Raw genomic sequence first — 16,227 nt, 5'->3', positions numbered from 1 at the left:
CAGGGAACGCTACCTATGACGTCAGCGGGTTCTGCGCGAAGTCGGCATGGTGACGGACGACGTCGTCGTCAGTCACTTCGAATACGTGGATGCCAAGCAACTCCCTGACACGGACGCCGACTCGAAGCGCCGCAGAAACGGCCAGCGTGGGCACGACCACACCGAGGATCTCCGTGCCGTCTGCCGTGTCGGGAATGCGCCGGAGCAACTGGCCGTACAGGGTGTCGACGTCCAGACCAGGGGACGAGGTACGTCCCTTGGCCTCTGCGTACAACGTCTGGCCGTCACGTTTGGCAACAACGTCGCAGAACGCTTGTTCTCTCTCGACCGTCCACCCATGGACCCGGAGGTACCGGCAGAAGGCATCCACGACCCGAGCTTCATCACCCCTCATGACCAGACTCCGGGAGGTACTGGTCGAGGAGCGGGACAGGTAGTCATGAGAATCACCGTACGTGGGACCCCTGACAGATCCGCCACCGTGGCTCATAGGCCTCACTGCTACAGGACCCGCCGAAGCAGCCTGATCGCTACAGCTCCTCAACGCCCAGGGCGTAGGCCACAGCGTCAGCAACGTCCCCGATTTCAGCCAGACTGTTTGCACGGCCCAGGGGAACGCCAGGCGGAAGATGCTGAAAGCGAAGGTAGCTGCCATCCCAAAGAACTCGCCACGGCCCGCGGTTCTTGTAGGTGACGACCACGTAGAGATCTGGCTCGTTCGAGTCGTGTGCGACCTTCGCAGAATCCTTCTCCACATGCGCCGCAATAATCATCGGATATCTAGCCCGTATCATGCCATGGAGCACGGCCAGTGGATCAGGCGAGCGCACCGGATTGGCAGTGGGTCGGTCGAGTTGATCCATTAGCCGCATCTCCTTTGCTCGTTTGAGGGGTCGTCCTGCAAACCCCCGGGCAACTCTGATTTCTCTGGCTCGCATCTGGGCAAATCAGCCCGCCCGCGAGATGAAGATGTCGTGACCCCCGCGGTCATCGGCTAAGAGGTCTGCCGCGGCACCATGAGGTGCCCCTCTCCCCGCGCTTCGCAGGGGTCACGACATCAGGGTGGGAACGCGCCCCGCGCAGGTGACTCGGGGGGTTACATCAACCTGCCGCCGAGCGCGTTCCCGGTCCAGGGGCGCGGCTACGTGTCCTTCAAGGTTCCGCTCATATCCTGTTGCCGCAGCTCACGCATCCGGATTGCTGGGAACCGGCGCTGACCGCCAGGTGTGAGGAGCGATGGGGCTCGTCCGGCCCTGGCCCAGCGGGTCACAGTGGTGGTAGAGACGCCGAACATCTTTGCGACTTCACCTGGAGTCAGCAGAGTTTCGCGTTCTGCCGATGGCTTTGCCTCCATCGTCCCCTCTCGATTTATCGGTCTCGGAATTGGCAATCACAGGGGTGCAGTACCGGCCGCCACAGCCACACGACCCCTTCTTTGGTGGGTGGGGGCCGGTACTGCACGTCTTCTGTCGAGGGCTAGTACTCGACCTCGAACCAGACGAGATTTCCGCGGTTTGCGGTGGTCGTTCCCCAGCGCGAGGCGAGCGTGGCCACGATGGCCAGGCCCCGTCCGGACTCGGCATCGGGTTCGGCCAGTCGTGCGGCTGGCCGCTCACCCCGCGCGTTGCCGGGGTCGTTCACCTCCACACGTACAGCGCGCTGGCCGTTGCCCGCGTCCCGCAGCATCGCTAGGCGCGCACAGACCGCTCTCGTGGGCGACATGTCCGAGCACTGCGCTGCGTTCGCAAGCAACTCGGCCGCGCACAGCTCCACCGCGTCGACCAGGTGGGCCGTGGCACTTGCTGACGAAGCAGTGAGCTTGTCCAGCGTCGCCCTGATCCAGTGACGCGCGCGCGGGACGTCCTCTAGCGCACCAAGGCGGAACTCGCCTTGGCATCCGGCCGGCAACTCCGCCGGGCTCCAGGGCTCGGGGTGCTGGTCACCGGAGGTAAGCATTGGGTCCTCCTGGCCAGTAGTGCCCCAGCTCCACGTCGCGTGGTCTTCGAACGGCCTCGCCGTGCCGGGCGTGCAGCTCCGGCCGCATGCGTTCGGCCGCACGCTGGGCATCGGCGGCCGGAGCCAGCGGGACCACGTCGCCATCGACGGTGATGAGCTCGAACCAAGGCCGGTAACTGTTGCTGCCCTCTGCGACAACCACCCGCAGGACCGCCTGGTCACCGTCCACACGCACACACAGGCACTCCCGCCCGCGGATCGTCCCGCCTGTGAGGTGCAGAGCTGGGGTCTGCATGGACGCCAGCAACCGTGCCAAGGCGTGGAGGGGCGCCTCAGGGGTGTGGGGCGGGTGGGGATGATGCCGGGTGCGGTCTTGCTTGGTGGACACCGTCACTCCCTCTCGGCTGTTGCTCTCGGTTGCTGGCGCTACAGCGCGCCGCCCCGGAGTCCGATGTGGTTCCCACCGGCGGGATGAGGGGCGTGAGCGTCAATGCCAACGGGTGGCCTTATCCGCTTCGCTTGCGCTGTGGCCGTTGTTTCGGCCCCTACAGCGTGGCGAATGGTTGATACGCTGGGAAGCGTTAACAGCCCTAGACCTGCATGTGAAGTCCCGGCCACCGTTCACACAAGGATGTGAAAGATCGATGGCACCGAAACGCGAGACAGCGCTACAGCTGTGGGGTAAAGAGCTCGCCCATGCGCGCGAGGCTGCTGGGCTTACCGGGAAGCAATTGGCCGAAGCGATCTACGTTGCGCCTTCGACCATTGGCATGTGGGAGACGGGTAAGCGCGTACCGAAACTCAAAGAGCTACGGCTCTGCGAGGACAAGCTGGGTACCCGAAAGCCCGATGCAGGCGAGGACGCGCCCGGGTACCTAGAGCGCCTTCTGGTCAAATGGGTGAGCCGAGATATATCGCCCGAGTGGTCGGAGTGGAAGGAAGTCGAGGAGCAGGCTTCCACGGTGCTGTGGTACGAGCTCTCGGTGGTTCCCGGACTGCTCCAGACCCCGGACTACGCGCGGGCGGTCCTCCAATACAACCATCAGGCCCCCATGGACCTGGAACAACGCGTACTCGATCGGTTGGAACGGCAGGCCGTTCTCGAACAGGGCGATCCACCGACCTGCGTCTTCGTCATGGACGAGTACGCCATTCGGCGGTGCGTGGGCGGACCGAAGGTGATGCACGAACAGCTCGTCCGGTTGCTCGAGCTGGCGGAGCATCCCGACATCATCATGCAGATCATTCCCGCAGGCACCGAGTACAGTGTGAGCTGTCCGTTCGTGATCGCCAAGGTTGATGGGGCCGAGATCGCCCATCTCGACGACGCGCTCACTGGCCGCATGATCGAGGGGCATGAGAAGGTGTCCCAGATCGTCAAGACCTGGCAGCGCATACACTCGGCAGCACTACCGGACAAAGCATCGCTTGAGCTCATGGAGAAAGTGGCAGAGTCATGGAAGTTGTGAAGTGGCGCAAGTCTTCTTACAGCGGCTCCAATGGCGGTCAGTGCGTTGAGCTGGGCCGCACTCCTCAATCACGCGAGATTCTTGTGCGCGACTCCAAGCAGCCAAATGGGCCGCGGCTCCGCTGCCGCCCGGAGGAAATGGCCGCTTTGATCTCCAGCATCAAGGCCGGCCAGTACGACTCGGAGGCGTGAGCGCCTGCTTCAGGCGTGAACGGATTGGCGCAGATGGTCCGCCGCTTGCGGTGACCGCTGGGCGATGAGGCTTGCGACGTCCTCTACCTGTGTGAGCAGGAGCGGGACTCGGAGCTGTTGCGGAACGGCGCCGATGGCGTCGCCTGCGATGCGGGCGGCGTGGTCGGCGTCGCCCTGTCCGGTGACGTAGCGCGCTCGATCCAGCAGGATGAGGGGGCGGTCCATCGGGTCGTCGAGGGCGTATCCGGCCAGCGCGCGGGTTTGTTCGTCCCAGGCGGTGGAGGCGCCGGTACGGCTGAGCACTTGGGACGAGTACATGGTCATTTCCTGGGTGGGGAACCCGAAGAACGGCTCGTTGATCTGGGTCTCGCCCAGGCCGTCGAAGATGCTGCGGGCCTTGTGGAGTTCGGTGTGGGCTTGGGCGTGGCGGCCGAGCTGGGCGTGAGCGCGTGCGGCCAGGCCGGTGAGCTGGGCAGCGGATGCGCTGGGCGCTTTCCCCAGGGTGTTGCGGGCGCGATCGGCGATCGTGACGACGCGGTGGGGTTGGGGCGTGGGCGCGTACATGAGGGCCATCGCCTGGGCCATGGCGACCCAGTACTGCTGGGCGGTGTTCCCGGACAGTTCGGCGTAGCGGTTGGCGGTGTGCAGCCAGTCGCGTGCAACACGGTCCTGCTGAAGGTCGGTGTGCAGCGCGCCGGTGAGCCCGCAGAGGCGTGAGGCGATCAGGTGCAGGTCACGCTGGTGTGGATAGCGTTCGGCCAGTGCGGCGATGGAATCGAGGTCGGGGGCCAGGCGCTTGAGCAGGCCGGTGGGCGGCATGGTCCCGTAGGCGGCTACGTGATCTGCGGTGGCGTCCCACCAGTGCTGGAGATCCTGGGCGGGCAGTACGCGGCGCAGCCCTTCGTCCATCCGTGAGCGTGTGCTGTCGAGACTGACGACCAGGGGCGCCGCCGCGGCGAGTCCGAGGAAATTGCGACGCTCCACATCGTCCTCCTGGGGTTGGGGAAGCGCTGGAACCTCTCCCACCAGAGTATCGAGCGGGTCTTCGTCGGCTAGGCCCAGGCGGTCCAGCCTGCACCGGAACCACAGCGCGAGGTAGCGCTTGTAGAACGGGCCGGGTGTGTGGTGCCCGTTCTCGTATTTCGACAAGCTCTGGACGCTGATGGCGCATGGTCGGCCGTCGTCAGCGGCCAGGCCCTGAACGCCGTTGACGACCTCGTCTTGCGTCTGACCGGTGGCCAGCCGCCATGCCATCAGCAGCGTTGGAGTCTGGGCCTTGTCGTGGATGGCCTGCACGAGTTGCCAGGGTGACCAGCCTGCGGCGGTGCCCGTGGCGCGGAGCTCGGCGGCGATGTTGTCCCGGGCCTGGGGGTCCACAGGCGCAACGTAACACCGCAACAGAGCCGTGCAAGGCCTCTTTGGGGTTGCAACGTCGTGACAAGGGCCTTGAAGGTAACTGCCAATTTCTTCGGGGCTGGATCGGCGCTTGAGTAGGCGCATGGACAAGGTCCGGCGTAGCCCCAGCTCGGGGTGGACAAGACAGATGCACAGCACCCTGCCGCCCGCGCGAGCCGCCGGCATCTCCCGTGGCTCCGAGCTGAGCGGGTCCGCGTTCACCCGTCGTCGGTTCCGGTCGTCCGTGGCGATGTCGCCTTCACGCCATGGACTCATAGCGGCTCGGCCGTGTCAGGGGGAGTGAGGACCTGCGATGCCTACACTGCCGCGAATGAACAACGACACCGTCGCTACTCCGTCCCCCGCTGACCTGCGGGAACGGCTCGTGGAAGACCTGATCTCCGATGGCGTCATCGCCACTGACAGCATCGCGGAGGCGTTCCGCGCGGTGCCCCGGCACGTGTTCGCCCCGGACGCGTCGCTGGAGGAGGCGTACGCCCGCGACATCGTGGTCGTCAAGCGCAACGAGTACGGCACGCCGATCAGCACCGTGTCCGCACCGGAGATCCAGGCGGGCCAGCTGGAGCAGGCGCAGATCACGCCGGGCATGCGTGTCCTGGAGATCGGCTCGGGCGGCTACAACGCCGCGCTCATCGCCGAGCTGGTCGGCGCGCAGGGCCACGTCACGACCGTCGACATCGACCCCGACGTCACCGACCGGGCGCGCTCGTTCCTGAACGAGGCCGGGTACGACCGGGTGAACGTCCTGCTCGCCGACGCCGAGGGAGGCGTGCCCGAGCACGCGCCCTACGACCGCATCATCGTCACCGTCGGCGCCTGGGACATCCCTCCGGCATGGACCGAGCAACTGGCCAAGGACGGCAGGCTCGTCGTGCCGCTGCGGATGCGCGGCGTGACGCGTTCGCTGGCCCTGGAACGCGAAGGCGACCATCTGGTGAGCCGGTCGGCGCACGTCTGCGGCTTCGTCAAGATGCAGGGCGCCGGGGCCCACGACGAACGGCTGTGGCTGCTGCGCGGGGAACAGGTCGGGCTGCGGTTCGACGACGGCACCCTGCAGGAGCCGAGCCTGCTGGACGGGGTGCTGAGCACCGAGCCCGCCGCCGCGTGGTCGGGCGTTCTGGTCGGGCGGACGGAGCCGTTCGCCACCCTGCCGCTCTGGCTGGCGACCACCTTGCCCGGCTTCTGCGGCCTGGCCGTGGACACCAGCCAGGGCCAGCCCGGCCTGGCGGTGGAAGAGGGCGGCCGCTGGTTCCCCTACGCCATGGTGGACGGCGACTCCTTCGCCTACCTCTCCACGCGGCCGGCGGAGCCGGGAACGGTCGAGTTCGGCGCCCATGCCTACGGTCCCCGCGCCCGGGAGGTCGCCGCCGTCCTGGCCGAGCAGGTACGGCGATGGGACCGCGACCACCGCAGCGGGCCTGAACCCGACATCACCGTGTGGCCGATCAGCGCCCCGCTTGACCACCTGCCCGAGGGCGCGGTCATCAGCAAGAAGCACCGCCACATCACGATCTCCTGGCCGTCACCCTGATCGTTCCGATGGCCAGGTGGTTTCGCAGGGAGAACCGTCTACCAAGGTAAGGAGTACTCCCATGACCGCCTCAGCCCCTGTCCTGGCCCCCGAGCCCGCGACGGACCCGGTCCTCGACCCCGGCGGCGTCGCCGTCGACGAGTTCGACCTGGACCTGCGGGTGGTCGAGGCCGCCTACCCGATCGCCAAGCTGATGTGCGACACCGGCGACGGCTGCGGAAGCTCGTGCAGCGGCAGCGCCTGCAACACCGCCGCCAACGACCCCTTCTGATCGGCCCCTGCGCTTCACGCATCCGGAACTGATGTGGGCGGCACCGTAGCGTCCTGCGGGCACGTCCGGCGCCCCAGGTGTGCGGTGCCGCCCACCGGATCGACTGGCTTAACAAACCGACCACAGATGGGGAGGCGTGGCGATGGGCGCACGGCGCCTCTACAAGCCCGCTGGTGTGGTGCTGGCCCGCATCGGCACTGACCCCGGTGACCTGGAAGTGCCCAGCGAGTTCGATTTCTTCGACGACGCCGCGCTACGGGGCCCGGCACTCGAATGGTTGCGGAGTGTGTGGGAGTCACCCGCCGTCCGCGTAGCCCTGAACCTGGCCAGCCCCGCCTTTGCCGAGCAGGTAGAGCAGGTCATCACCGATGGGGTCGGCGACCGCGCCAATGACGCCCGCTTGAGGCGCTTGCTGCTCACCCTGGGGGCGTACCTGCTGCGGTGGCAGCGGCGGACCACCCCCTTCGGCGTCTTCGCCGGAATCACCACGGTGAACGTCGGAACGAAAGCCCATGCCGCTCTCGGCTCGGCAGACCGGCTCACCCTGCACGCCGACGCGCAATGGCTGCACTCGCTTATCGATCGGATCGAGCGGCATCCGGAGCTGCTTCGCCGCCTGACGGTGGTGGCCAACAATGCCGGCGAGGTTCGCGGAGGCCGGTTCGTCGTTCCTGGCCGTCCCTCGTCCGGCTCCGAAGCTGGCCCGCTGGTTGAGGTCTCCGTGCGGTGCACGCGTGCCGTGCAGGCCGTCCTCGCGGCGGCAGCACACCCGATCGTCTTCGCAGAGCTGCACGCCTCATTGGGTGAGCAGTTCCCCGGCGTGCCATCGGCTTCCATCGAGACGTTGCTGACGGAGCTGGTCGAACAAGGGGTGCTACTCACCGGCCTACGTCCACCGGCGACGGTGGTGGACGGCTTGGAGTACCTGTTGGGTCGGCTGCGGGCCGCCGAGGCGGACCGAGTGCCGGACCTTGCCAGCGTCCTGGCCGAACTCACCGAGGTCCACGCCGAGCTGATCGCCCATGCCCGATCCCAGCCAGTGCCCGTCACGGTCAGAGGCTTTACCCGCCGGATGCGGGCGATCTGCGGCCAGTCCTCGTACACGCTCGCAGCCGATACCGAGGTCGATGCGGAGATCACGCTTCCCTCTGGTGTTCTGGACGAGGCCGCCAGGGCCGTGGAAGCGTTGGTGCGGCTGTCCCCTCACCGCTTTGGCACCGAGGCATGGCGTGACTTCCACGTCCAGTTCCGCGGACGCTACGGGCCGGGGGCAATGGTGCCGGTCCGGGAACTGGTCTCCGACAGTGGGCTCGGCTTTCCGGCGGGGTACCTCGGGGCATCCCGTGGCCGCGCCGCCCGGCAGCCGACTGATCGCGATGTGGAACTGCTGACCCTCGTCCAACGGGCAGCCGTGGACGGCCGCCGTGAGATCGAGCTGACCGATGACGACATCGCCGCCCTCACGGTGGGCGGGCAAGACGAGATGGTCGCGCCGCAGCGTGTGGAGTTGGCCTTCCAGGTCCTCACTGATTCGATCGAGGCTCTGCAACGCGGGCGGTTCCGCCTCTGGGTGACGGGGGCTCCCCGCGTACAGAGCAGCATGGCCGGGCGCTTCACACACCTACTGCCGGCCTCGGCGCGGGAGCTGCTGGCCTCCTCCTACACCGCGGCCAGCAGCAGCGACGACCTCGTGGCCCAGCTGTCCTTCCCGCCGCGCCGCGCACACAACGGCAACGTCGTACGCGTGCAGCCGCTGCTGCCCGCTGTGATCAGCATCGGCGAGCACCCAGACTCCCTCGCCGAACCGCCGCACGCGCAACCAATCAGCCTGGACGAGCTGGCGGTCACCGCCGACGCAACGCACATGTACCTCGTCCACCAACCCACTGGCCAACGCGTGCAGCCGTGGGCCCTGCACGCCCTTGAGGCGTCGGTGCACACACCGCCTCTAGCGCGCTTCCTGGCCGAGGTGGCCACCGCCCGCTGCGCGGTCTACGGCCCCTTCGACTTCGGAATCGCGCGCACACTGCCGCACCTTCCCAGCGTCCGCTACGGCCGCAGCGTGCTGTCCCCCGCCCGTTGGATCCTGTCGGCCTCCGAACTTCCCGACCCGCAGGACAGCGTGCAGGCATGGGAAAAGGCCCTGGCCGCCTGGTGCGACCGCTGGAACGCCCCAAGCCACCTCACCCTGATCCAAGGCGACCGGCGACTACCGCTGGACTTGGATCAGGGGCTGGACCGAACCCTGCTGCGCACCCGTCTGGAGGTCGCCGGGAAGGTGGAACTGCAAGAGGCTCCCGCCCCTTCGGAGACAGCCTGGATCGGCCGCCCCTGTGAGTTCCTCACGCCCTTCACCACAACGAGCTCGGCCTCGCTCACCTCCCGGCAGCGCATCACAATCACCGCTGCCCGCCCTCTGGCCCCGGTATCGCTGCCGGGTCGAGGAACCGTCCTTCATGCACGCCTACTGGGGCACCACTCCCGCTACAACGAAATCCTCACTGCTCATCTACCAGCGCTCATCGCCAGCCTCGGTGCCGATGTCCTGCGCTGGTGGTTCCGGCGACACCGCGATACCACCCGTCCGGACACCGTCCAGGAGCTGTGGCTGTACCTGCGGCTACGCAACAGCCATGCCTACGGCTCCGCCGCCGCGTGCCTCGCCGACTTCGGTGTTGGGCTTCATGCTCAGGGTCTTCTCGCTGACCTGGTGCTCGCCTCCTACCGTCCCCAATCCGGCAGATACGGACCCGTGGACGCCGCCGAACAGGTCGCCGCCACCGACTCCGCCGCCGCAATCGCGCAGATCAACATGGCCGCCCAGGCCGACCTGCCTTCGCAGGCGATAACCGCCGCATCGATGGCCGACCTGGCCGCCGCACTCGCCCCCTCGCCGCGCACCGGATCCCAATGGCTCGTCGACCAACTTCCCCAGGGCAGCGGCAAACTCGACCAGCACATCCGGGACACGGCGCTACTGCTCTCGGGCACCGACAGCGAGACCGTCCTGGCCAGCCTCCCCAGCGGTGAAGCCACCGCCGCGGCCTGGCGGGAGCGCTGCCTCGCACTGCGCTCCTACCAGGAACAGCTGATCGCCGAGCGGGGCGAGGACGATGCGGCCGCCGTCGTCCTCAAAACGCTCCTTCACGATCACTACGTACGCAGCCTCGGCGTCGATCCAGAACGAGAACGGACCACCAACCGGTTCGCCCGCGCTGCGGCACTGCGCGACCTGGCCCTATCGAAAGCGGCCGCACCATGACGGCCGTCGAGAGCCCTCCCCTGACCCAATCGCTAGCCCGAGGCACTGCGGGAACCGCGCTGCTGCACATCGAGCGCGCCCACGCCGACGCCTCTGCCTGGCGCGAGGCACACGCATGGGTGCAGGCCGCCGCGCGCGGCGAGGTCATCGTCGCTGACCAAGCCGGGCTCTACTACGGCGCACCCGCCATCGCCTTCCTCCTGCACGCGGCACAGACCGACGGCGTCCCCCGCTACGGCTCCGCCTCCCGGACCATCAACGCCCACGTCGAAGAACTCACCCGCCGCCGCGTCGCTGCGGCGCTGGCCCGGATCGACTCCGGTCAGGCTGCGACGTTCGGCGAATACGACCTGTTCTACGGCCTGACCGGCCTCGGTGCGCTGTTGCTACGGCAGGCGCCCCACGCCGACGTCCTCCGCGCGGTGCTCGGCTACCTGGTGCGCCTGACGCGTCCCCACCGGACCGACATCCCCGGATGGTGGGTCAACCATGACCCCGACCCAATCCTGCCCACCCCCGGCGGTCACGCGAACCTGGGCATGGCCCACGGCGCCGCCGGGATCCTGGCGCTGCTGTCGTTGGCCGCCCACCGTGGCGTCCTGGTGGACGGCCAGCACGAGATCATCCACGACCTATGCCGCTGGTTCGACCGATGGCAACGGGACGGCTCATCCGGACCATGGTGGCCGCAGTGGATCAGCCGCACCGAACTCGCGACCGGCCGCCTCAATCAATCCGGCCTACACCGTCCGTCCTGGTGCTACGGCACGCCCGGCATCGCCCGCGCCCTCCAACTCGCAGCCAAGGCCCTCGGAGACGCCGCCCGACAGCGCAACGCCGAGGACGCCCTAGCCGCCAGCGTCACCGACCGGGCCCAACTTCAAGCCATCACCGAGCCCGGCTTGTGCCACGGAGCCGCCGGCCTCTACCAGACCACTTGGCGTGCCGCTCGCGACGCCATCACCCCAGCCATCAGCCAGGCACTCCCCCACCTAGCCGACATGCTCCAACAGCGCGCCGACCAGGCCCACACCGACACCAGCTTCTTGGACGGCACTACGGGCGTGGCGCTGGCCTCGCTCACCTTGGCGCACCCTGACCACCCGCCACGGTCCGGATGGGACGCATGCCTACTCCTCGTCTAGAACCCGCCCAGCCTCCGGCGCAAACACCTCTCCACCCACAACACCTCGCCGACGGCGTCCTAGCGGCTTTGGCGGGCGAACCGCCACAAGACATCGCCGTGCGGCTCCGTACGACAGTCACCGCCGTTGAAGAGGCCATCGAGCTGTTCAAGTCGGCTGGACAAGACGCGCTAATCCAAGCCCAGGCCTCCGATCAAACCTGGTACGAAATCCGCGTCCAGTTCCACGACTGGCAAGCCGCCGAACAGACGGCCACCACCCTCGCCCCGCGCATCAACGACCTGCAGGAGCGCGAGACGATCACCGGCTGGTGGTTTATCCGCAAGCACCCCTGCTGGCGCATCCGCCTACACATCAATCCGGCCACCGACCGCGAACAGGCAGAGAGCGATATCACGGCGCTCTTGCAAGACCTCACCGAAGAAGGCGCCCTTGCCACGTGGTGGCCAGCTATATACGAGCCGGAGAGCGCCGCGTTCGGCGGCCCCACTGGAATCGACGCCGCACACAAGCTTTTCTGCGACGACACCCGCTACTTCATCCACTACATACAGCAGCCCCTACCCATCGGTCGCCGCGAGATCTCGATGCTGCTGTGCACCATCCTCCTCCACGCTGCTGGCCTGGACACCTTTGAACAGGGAGATGTCTGGCACCGCGTGACCCAACTCCGTCCAAGCACTAACGCTCCTACGAGCCGCATTAACGACCTAGCAGCCACCCTCGCCCCCCTAATCAACACTGCTCCTCACATAGAGGGGCCACTGTTCAATATCGAGGGACCACTCAACTCCGCGCAGCCATGGGCGGCTGCCTTCAACCAGTCTGGGCGCGTCCTCGGCCAAGCTGCAGGCGCCGGCAACCTAGACCGAGGACTCCGCCACATCCTCAGCCACCAAGTGATCTTCCATTGGAACCGCCTCGGCCTATCCACGACCACGCAGGCTAACCTCTCACGAGCAGCCAGGACGGCAGCCCTACCCTAGCAAATAACTTTCAAGGTCGCTGCGTCAGGCCGTACCTGCCACTTCCGGGAGTTCCAAGGAAAAGTCAGCCCGGGAATCTTCAAAACGAGGGACCTGTCATTTGCCACATGAGCCGAATGAGGCCAGCGCGAGCGATCAGTACGACCGGACCTCACAAGCGCGGTAGTGCATGAGTACACGGCTCACCCTCCCAGCCAGAGGGACGGATCGTCTGCCAGCATGGCAGCTGCGTCGAACAGCGTATGGGATCTCTGGCGTGTCTTGCTTTCCACCAGGGTGTCGACCGTAGTATAGTCGACCCATGCAAGGGTTGGATCGAAGCAACTTCCTGCTCGTTCTAGGCGATCGCGAAGGCCTGCTCTGGGTCCTGAGGGAGCGGCGCATGGCCTTTGCGCCGCAACGAACTCGCATTGTCGATCAACTAAAAGCAAACGATCGCCTCGTTCTCTACCTCACGCGTGGCTGCTTTCGCAACCCAAGTCGAGACAGAGGCCGGGTTGTAGGTACTGCAGAACTGACGGGCTCACTCTCAGAACTAAAGCCACCAATGGAAATTGGCGGTCGGATATTCACGCGCAGTTGCCCAATTAGCCTGGACGAAATAACGCCATGGGGCAAGGGGCCCGAGCTTGCAACTCTGGCACCTCGCCTAGAAACATTTCCTGAGAGCTGGGCAATCCATATCCGGCGCACCCTGGTTCCAATCAGCAATCACGACTATGAGGTGCTGACCAGAGCAATAGAGCCGGAGACAGTTCCACTAGAAGAGGCTCTTCCTCAGTACGAACAAAAAGCACGCCCGTAACCCCCTCCCCTCAACGGTTAATGAGATGAATATGGCAGAAGCTTCTAGTATGATAACCGACCTCCCCACTCTCCTAGAGGCAAGCCTACGACTGGGCGCGCAGACAGTAACTGGCTTGTCACCGGAAGAACTGCAAATATCCGAGAAGGCAACTAATGGCCACTTGGACGAGGAAGCCCTAGAGGATCTACGGCAGCGCATTATCACTGGCGAAGATCCTCTAGGGGAGGCGTATTGTCGCATCTATTCGGCAGAGCAACGACGGCCCCTCGGACAGACCTATACTCCTCAAACAATCGTTAAAAGCATGCTCGACTGGGCGGCAAATCAAAGCAATCCCGAGCGAGTCGTAGATCCGGGTATTGGGTCCGCACGCTATCTGATTGCCGCCGGTCGCCAATGGCCCCAGGCCAAACTCGTTGGTGCCGATGTAGATCCAGTTGCTACGCTCATCGCACGAGCCAATCTAGCTGCAAGTGGGCTTGCCTCCCGGACATGCGTATACCTATCAGATTATCGCGCCATTGTACTGCAGCCCATATCTGGTCGCACTTTGTTTATCGGCAATCCCCCCTACGTTCGCCATCATCTCATTTCATCAGAATGGAAACAATGGCTTGTGCGCATTGCGAAGCGACACGACATTGCGGCAAGTCGGCTTGCTGGATTGCATGCACACTTTTTCCTCGCTACGGCAGAACATGGCAAGCCAGGCGACTTCGGCACCTTTATTACGTCCGCAGAATGGCTAGATGTTAATTACGGGCGCTTGATCCGTGAGCTTCTCCTCAATGACTTGGGAGGACAAAGTATTCACGTTTTGGAGCCAACAGTAGCAGCGTTTTCCGATGCCACCACAACTGCTGCAATTTCGTGCTTCCGGATCGGTGAAAGACCCAGGTCACTCCGACTAAGCAGTGTAAAGCGCCTTGAGGATTTGAAAACACTGGCAGGCGGCCGAAATATCTCTCGCGAACGCCTATACGAGGCCCCTCGCTGGGGTCCCTTGGTGCGAGTTAGCCCGAAGCTTCCAGAAAGTTATATCGAACTCGGAGAGTTGTTTCGCGTCCACCGCGGGCAAGTAACCGGCTCAAATTCCACCTGGATTACCAGTCGTGGTGCTACATCGCTACCGGAAAAAGTGCTTTTCCCTTCGGTGACCCGTGCCCGTGAACTATTTGATGCTGGAGAACAACTAGTCGATGATCGGTCTCTTAGACTGGTTATTGACTTGCCTACAGATCTCGACCAGCTTTCCTCACAGGAGCGACAAGCAGTAGACTCGTTCCTCCAGACCGCAAAACGCAACGGGGCTGCTGACACCTACATCGCCAGGAACCGGCGTGCGTGGTGGAGCGTTGGCCTGCGCGAGCCTGCACCGATCCTGGCAACCTACATGGCGCGACGGCCGCCGGCCTTCGTCCGGAACCTCGCAGAGGCCAGGCACATCAACATCGCGCACGGGCTGTACCCGCGCGGGCCGCTACCTGACCGTGCAGTGGAGAGGCTCGTAAAATACCTGCGCGCATCGGTGGTAACTGGGCAAGGTCGTACCTATGCTGGTGGCTTGACGAAGTTCGAACCACGGGAGATGGAGCGACTCCCCGTGCCTGCACCGGAGGTGCTACTCACTGATGTCCCAGGTGATGCCCCCAGTCTGGACTGAGCCACAGCTTGAGGATGCCCGTTGTATCGCCATTGACTACTTCCGGCAAGAGCGCATGGGCGAGCCGCTTGAGAAGTACTTGGAACGATTCCAAGAGGCAAGGGAAGCTATTGAAACCATCCTCGAGATGACAACCGACCTCACCCGGATACGCGAGTTTGCCGTTGACATCTTGAGCGATAGAAAGTTGGCGGAAACAGCTAGGTACCTGTCCGGACCTCCGGTAAGCAAGGATGATCTGGAGACGCTTGCGAGCGTCACCATGGCGCCCACTCTTATGCGTAAGAATCCGGAACGAGCTACAACGCTTATGAGCGTTATTTTACTTGGCCTTGATCGCGAGCGTTTTCCTTGGTTGGCTGAGGAGAGGGAACCTCTCGAGAGTGAGACGAACATCGCGATCATCAGCACTGCCGCCATGCAGGCAATGCGCAATGTTGAAACAATTCGCCGCAACGAAGGCAAGGACATGCAAGAGTCGCGCGTCAAGGACTTTTTGCGCCAGGAATGCCGTTTGAACGAGGTTCCGCCGAGAAAGATCGAGAACCTGTCCAAGGCTCCCGCCGTGGGCGAGTTTTGTGCGGAATGTGAAGTGGGCAGCAGAAAGGCTGACGTAGTTGTGCGCCTTTGGGATGGGCGCTTGATGCCCATAGAATGCAAGGTGTCAAATAGCGGCACCAACAGCTACAAGCGGATAAATAACGACGCCGCAGTAAAGGCAGTTGAATGGCGGAAGGAATTTGGTACTACGAACATCGTCCCAACTGCGATTCTTTCAGGCGTGTTCGTACTCGCCAATCTAACCTACGCCCAAGAACGTGGTCTATCACTGCTATGGGCACACGATCTATCACCTCTTCATGATTTCATCGCGGCGACAAAGCCGTGATTGCCGCGCAGTGCCCAGCCAGACCGTTCGTGTATAACGGGTGGGCGCTGCACCCGGCTTCATCGTAGGATCCGCATTGAGGGTTCGTCCGCCTTCCGCTCCAGCTCGACGATGTCCTCTCCGCTGAACCCGTTCCCTCTGCCCTGGATGACACGCAACTGCCGCTCTGCCGCCACGTACTCGGCCTCGCTCTGGACGCCCCACCTGGCGACCATGACGGAGCCCCCAGCCTCCAGCACGGTGCGCGGTGGCAGTCGGGGATGACCCGCTGCACCAGCCCGGCAAATGACCGAGCCCGGCCTGTGCCACGGAGCCGCCGGCCTCTATCAGACCACCTGGCGCGGCGCTCGCGACGCCATCACCCCAGCCATATCTCAGGCTTCCACAACATCATTGCTTCGCCCGGGTGCTCTGCGAAGAATTTCACGAACCGTAGATGACCCCACCGATCTCGGGATCGGGTGTGATTTCCAAGATCATATCGTCGGGATCGTCGACGCTGAAGCCAATATTCCAGGCGACCTTTCGCCCCGGAAGCAGAGTGGTTTGAGGACTCCCAACCAGAGCGGTCTCTCTCGGCTGTCCATAGTCGAAAATTTCAGCCATTTCTCTGTCTGCACTTTGCAGAGTTGCAAGAAGG

At 64.6% G+C, this 16,227-nt stretch carries 18 protein-coding genes; 10 read left to right on the top strand and 8 right to left on the bottom strand.

Going from position 1 to position 16,227, the window contains the following annotated elements; translation table 11 throughout:
- Window positions 1-13 precede the first annotated feature (13 nt).
- From ACGWYJ_RS37250 to ACGWYJ_RS37230, 5 genes are all read right to left on the bottom strand, one after another.
- Window positions 14-394 carry a hypothetical protein gene (locus ACGWYJ_RS37250; RefSeq protein ID WP_395111283.1) on the bottom strand — a complete coding sequence of 127 codons (381 nt, stop codon included), beginning with the start codon at window positions 392-394 and terminating at the stop codon, window positions 14-16.
- A gap of 136 nt (window positions 395-530) precedes the next feature.
- Window positions 531-863 carry a hypothetical protein gene (locus ACGWYJ_RS37245; protein WP_395111282.1) on the bottom strand — a complete coding sequence of 111 codons (333 nt, stop codon included), beginning with the start codon at window positions 861-863 and terminating at the stop codon, window positions 531-533.
- 278 nt (window positions 864-1,141) lie between these two features.
- Window positions 1,142-1,354, bottom strand: a complete 213-nt coding sequence (locus ACGWYJ_RS37240; RefSeq protein WP_395111281.1) for a helix-turn-helix domain-containing protein — start codon at window positions 1,352-1,354, stop codon at window positions 1,142-1,144.
- A gap of 122 nt (window positions 1,355-1,476) precedes the next feature.
- Entirely contained in the window at window positions 1,477-1,956 is a 480-nt protein-coding gene (locus ACGWYJ_RS37235) for an ATP-binding protein (RefSeq protein WP_395111280.1), read from the bottom strand.
- A complete protein-coding gene (locus tag ACGWYJ_RS37230; protein WP_395111279.1) occupies window positions 1,940-2,344 on the bottom strand; it encodes a hypothetical protein in 405 nt (134 codons plus the stop codon). The genes ACGWYJ_RS37235 and ACGWYJ_RS37230 overlap by 17 nt, the downstream gene beginning before the upstream one ends.
- Window positions 2,345-2,600: 256 nt before the next feature.
- Between ACGWYJ_RS37230 and ACGWYJ_RS37225 the strand changes: the two genes are divergently transcribed.
- Both ACGWYJ_RS37225 and ACGWYJ_RS37220 read left to right on the top strand, forming a co-directional pair.
- Window positions 2,601-3,425 carry a Scr1 family TA system antitoxin-like transcriptional regulator gene (locus ACGWYJ_RS37225; protein ID WP_395111278.1) on the top strand — a complete coding sequence of 275 codons (825 nt, stop codon included), beginning with the start codon at window positions 2,601-2,603 and terminating at the stop codon, window positions 3,423-3,425.
- A complete protein-coding gene (locus tag ACGWYJ_RS37220; protein ID WP_395111277.1) occupies window positions 3,413-3,616 on the top strand; it encodes a DUF397 domain-containing protein in 204 nt (67 codons plus the stop codon). The genes ACGWYJ_RS37225 and ACGWYJ_RS37220 overlap by 13 nt, the downstream gene beginning before the upstream one ends.
- A gap of 9 nt (window positions 3,617-3,625) precedes the next feature.
- Here the strand turns inward: ACGWYJ_RS37220 and ACGWYJ_RS37215 are convergent, their stop codons facing one another.
- Entirely contained in the window at window positions 3,626-4,993 is a 1,368-nt protein-coding gene (locus ACGWYJ_RS37215) for a helix-turn-helix domain-containing protein (protein WP_395111276.1), read from the bottom strand.
- A 349-nt stretch (window positions 4,994-5,342) separates the two neighbouring features.
- Between ACGWYJ_RS37215 and fxlM the strand changes: the two genes are divergently transcribed.
- From fxlM to ACGWYJ_RS37175, 8 genes are all read left to right on the top strand, one after another.
- Window positions 5,343-6,563, top strand: a complete 1,221-nt coding sequence (fxlM, locus tag ACGWYJ_RS37210; protein WP_395111275.1) for a methyltransferase, FxLD system — start codon at window positions 5,343-5,345, stop codon at window positions 6,561-6,563.
- A gap of 61 nt (window positions 6,564-6,624) precedes the next feature.
- Window positions 6,625-6,834, top strand: coding sequence for an FxLD family lanthipeptide (locus ACGWYJ_RS37205; protein WP_395111274.1), 210 nt, complete (start codon window positions 6,625-6,627; stop codon window positions 6,832-6,834).
- A gap of 142 nt (window positions 6,835-6,976) precedes the next feature.
- Window positions 6,977-10,096, top strand: a complete 3,120-nt coding sequence (locus ACGWYJ_RS37200; protein WP_395111273.1) for a lantibiotic dehydratase — start codon at window positions 6,977-6,979, stop codon at window positions 10,094-10,096.
- A complete protein-coding gene (locus ACGWYJ_RS37195; RefSeq protein ID WP_395111272.1) occupies window positions 10,093-11,241 on the top strand; it encodes a lanthionine synthetase C family protein in 1,149 nt (382 codons plus the stop codon). Before ACGWYJ_RS37200 ends, ACGWYJ_RS37195 begins: the two co-directional genes overlap by 4 nt.
- Window positions 11,242-11,309: 68 nt before the next feature.
- Window positions 11,310-12,227, top strand: coding sequence for a thiopeptide-type bacteriocin biosynthesis protein (locus ACGWYJ_RS37190; protein ID WP_395111271.1), 918 nt, complete (start codon window positions 11,310-11,312; stop codon window positions 12,225-12,227).
- 301 nt (window positions 12,228-12,528) lie between these two features.
- Complete coding sequence (locus ACGWYJ_RS37185; protein ID WP_395111270.1) at window positions 12,529-13,032, top strand: hypothetical protein; 504 nt, start codon at window positions 12,529-12,531, stop codon at window positions 13,030-13,032.
- A gap of 25 nt (window positions 13,033-13,057) precedes the next feature.
- On the top strand, window positions 13,058-14,698 hold the full coding sequence (locus ACGWYJ_RS37180) for an Eco57I restriction-modification methylase domain-containing protein (RefSeq protein ID WP_395111269.1): 1,641 nt from the start codon (window positions 13,058-13,060) through the stop codon (window positions 14,696-14,698).
- Window positions 14,667-15,587 (top strand): XamI family restriction endonuclease, encoded by a 921-nt coding sequence (locus tag ACGWYJ_RS37175; protein ID WP_395111268.1) that lies wholly within the window; start codon window positions 14,667-14,669, stop codon window positions 15,585-15,587. Before ACGWYJ_RS37180 ends, ACGWYJ_RS37175 begins: the two co-directional genes overlap by 32 nt.
- A gap of 59 nt (window positions 15,588-15,646) precedes the next feature.
- Here ACGWYJ_RS37175 and ACGWYJ_RS37170 read toward each other — a convergent pair whose 3' ends face one another.
- Window positions 15,647-15,802, bottom strand: coding sequence for a hypothetical protein (locus tag ACGWYJ_RS37170; RefSeq protein ID WP_395111267.1), 156 nt, complete (start codon window positions 15,800-15,802; stop codon window positions 15,647-15,649).
- A 208-nt stretch (window positions 15,803-16,010) separates the two neighbouring features.
- The coding region (locus tag ACGWYJ_RS37165; protein WP_395111266.1) for a hypothetical protein at window positions 16,011-16,227 on the bottom strand (217 nt) is incomplete at its 5' end.

It is taken from the genome of Actinomadura sp. SCN-SB (assembly GCF_043906805.1).
Lineage (GTDB): Bacteria > Actinomycetota > Actinomycetes > Streptosporangiales > Streptosporangiaceae > Spirillospora.
Note: the sequence above shows the minus strand (reverse complement) of the source record. Positions and strands in the feature narration are given on the sequence as shown.

Bases quoted from the DNA above. Each gene is read 5' to 3' on its own strand.
- ACGWYJ_RS37245 (WP_395111282.1), bottom strand. From the start codon at position 863: ATGGATCAACTCGACCGACCCACTGCCAATCCGGTGCGCTCGCCTGAT.
- ACGWYJ_RS37170 (WP_395111267.1), bottom strand. From the start codon at position 15,802: ATGGTCGCCAGGTGGGGCGTCCAGAGCGAGGCCGAGTACGTGGCGGCA.
- ACGWYJ_RS37200 (WP_395111273.1), top strand. From the start codon at position 6,977: ATGGGCGCACGGCGCCTCTACAAGCCCGCTGGTGTGGTGCTGGCCCGC.
- ACGWYJ_RS37225 (WP_395111278.1), top strand. From the start codon at position 2,601: ATGGCACCGAAACGCGAGACAGCGCTACAGCTGTGGGGTAAAGAGCTC.
- ACGWYJ_RS37250 (WP_395111283.1), bottom strand. From the start codon at position 394: ATGAGGGGTGATGAAGCTCGGGTCGTGGATGCCTTCTGCCGGTACCTC.
- ACGWYJ_RS37205 (WP_395111274.1), top strand. From the start codon at position 6,625: ATGACCGCCTCAGCCCCTGTCCTGGCCCCCGAGCCCGCGACGGACCCG.
- ACGWYJ_RS37175 (WP_395111268.1), top strand. From the start codon at position 14,667: ATGTCCCAGGTGATGCCCCCAGTCTGGACTGAGCCACAGCTTGAGGAT.
- ACGWYJ_RS37220 (WP_395111277.1), top strand. From the start codon at position 3,413: ATGGAAGTTGTGAAGTGGCGCAAGTCTTCTTACAGCGGCTCCAATGGC.
- fxlM (WP_395111275.1), top strand. From the start codon at position 5,343: ATGAACAACGACACCGTCGCTACTCCGTCCCCCGCTGACCTGCGGGAA.
- ACGWYJ_RS37180 (WP_395111269.1), top strand. From the start codon at position 13,058: ATGAATATGGCAGAAGCTTCTAGTATGATAACCGACCTCCCCACTCTC.
- ACGWYJ_RS37185 (WP_395111270.1), top strand. From the start codon at position 12,529: ATGCAAGGGTTGGATCGAAGCAACTTCCTGCTCGTTCTAGGCGATCGC.
- ACGWYJ_RS37240 (WP_395111281.1), bottom strand. From the start codon at position 1,354: ATGGAGGCAAAGCCATCGGCAGAACGCGAAACTCTGCTGACTCCAGGT.
- ACGWYJ_RS37235 (WP_395111280.1), bottom strand. From the start codon at position 1,956: ATGCTTACCTCCGGTGACCAGCACCCCGAGCCCTGGAGCCCGGCGGAG.
- ACGWYJ_RS37195 (WP_395111272.1), top strand. From the start codon at position 10,093: ATGACGGCCGTCGAGAGCCCTCCCCTGACCCAATCGCTAGCCCGAGGC.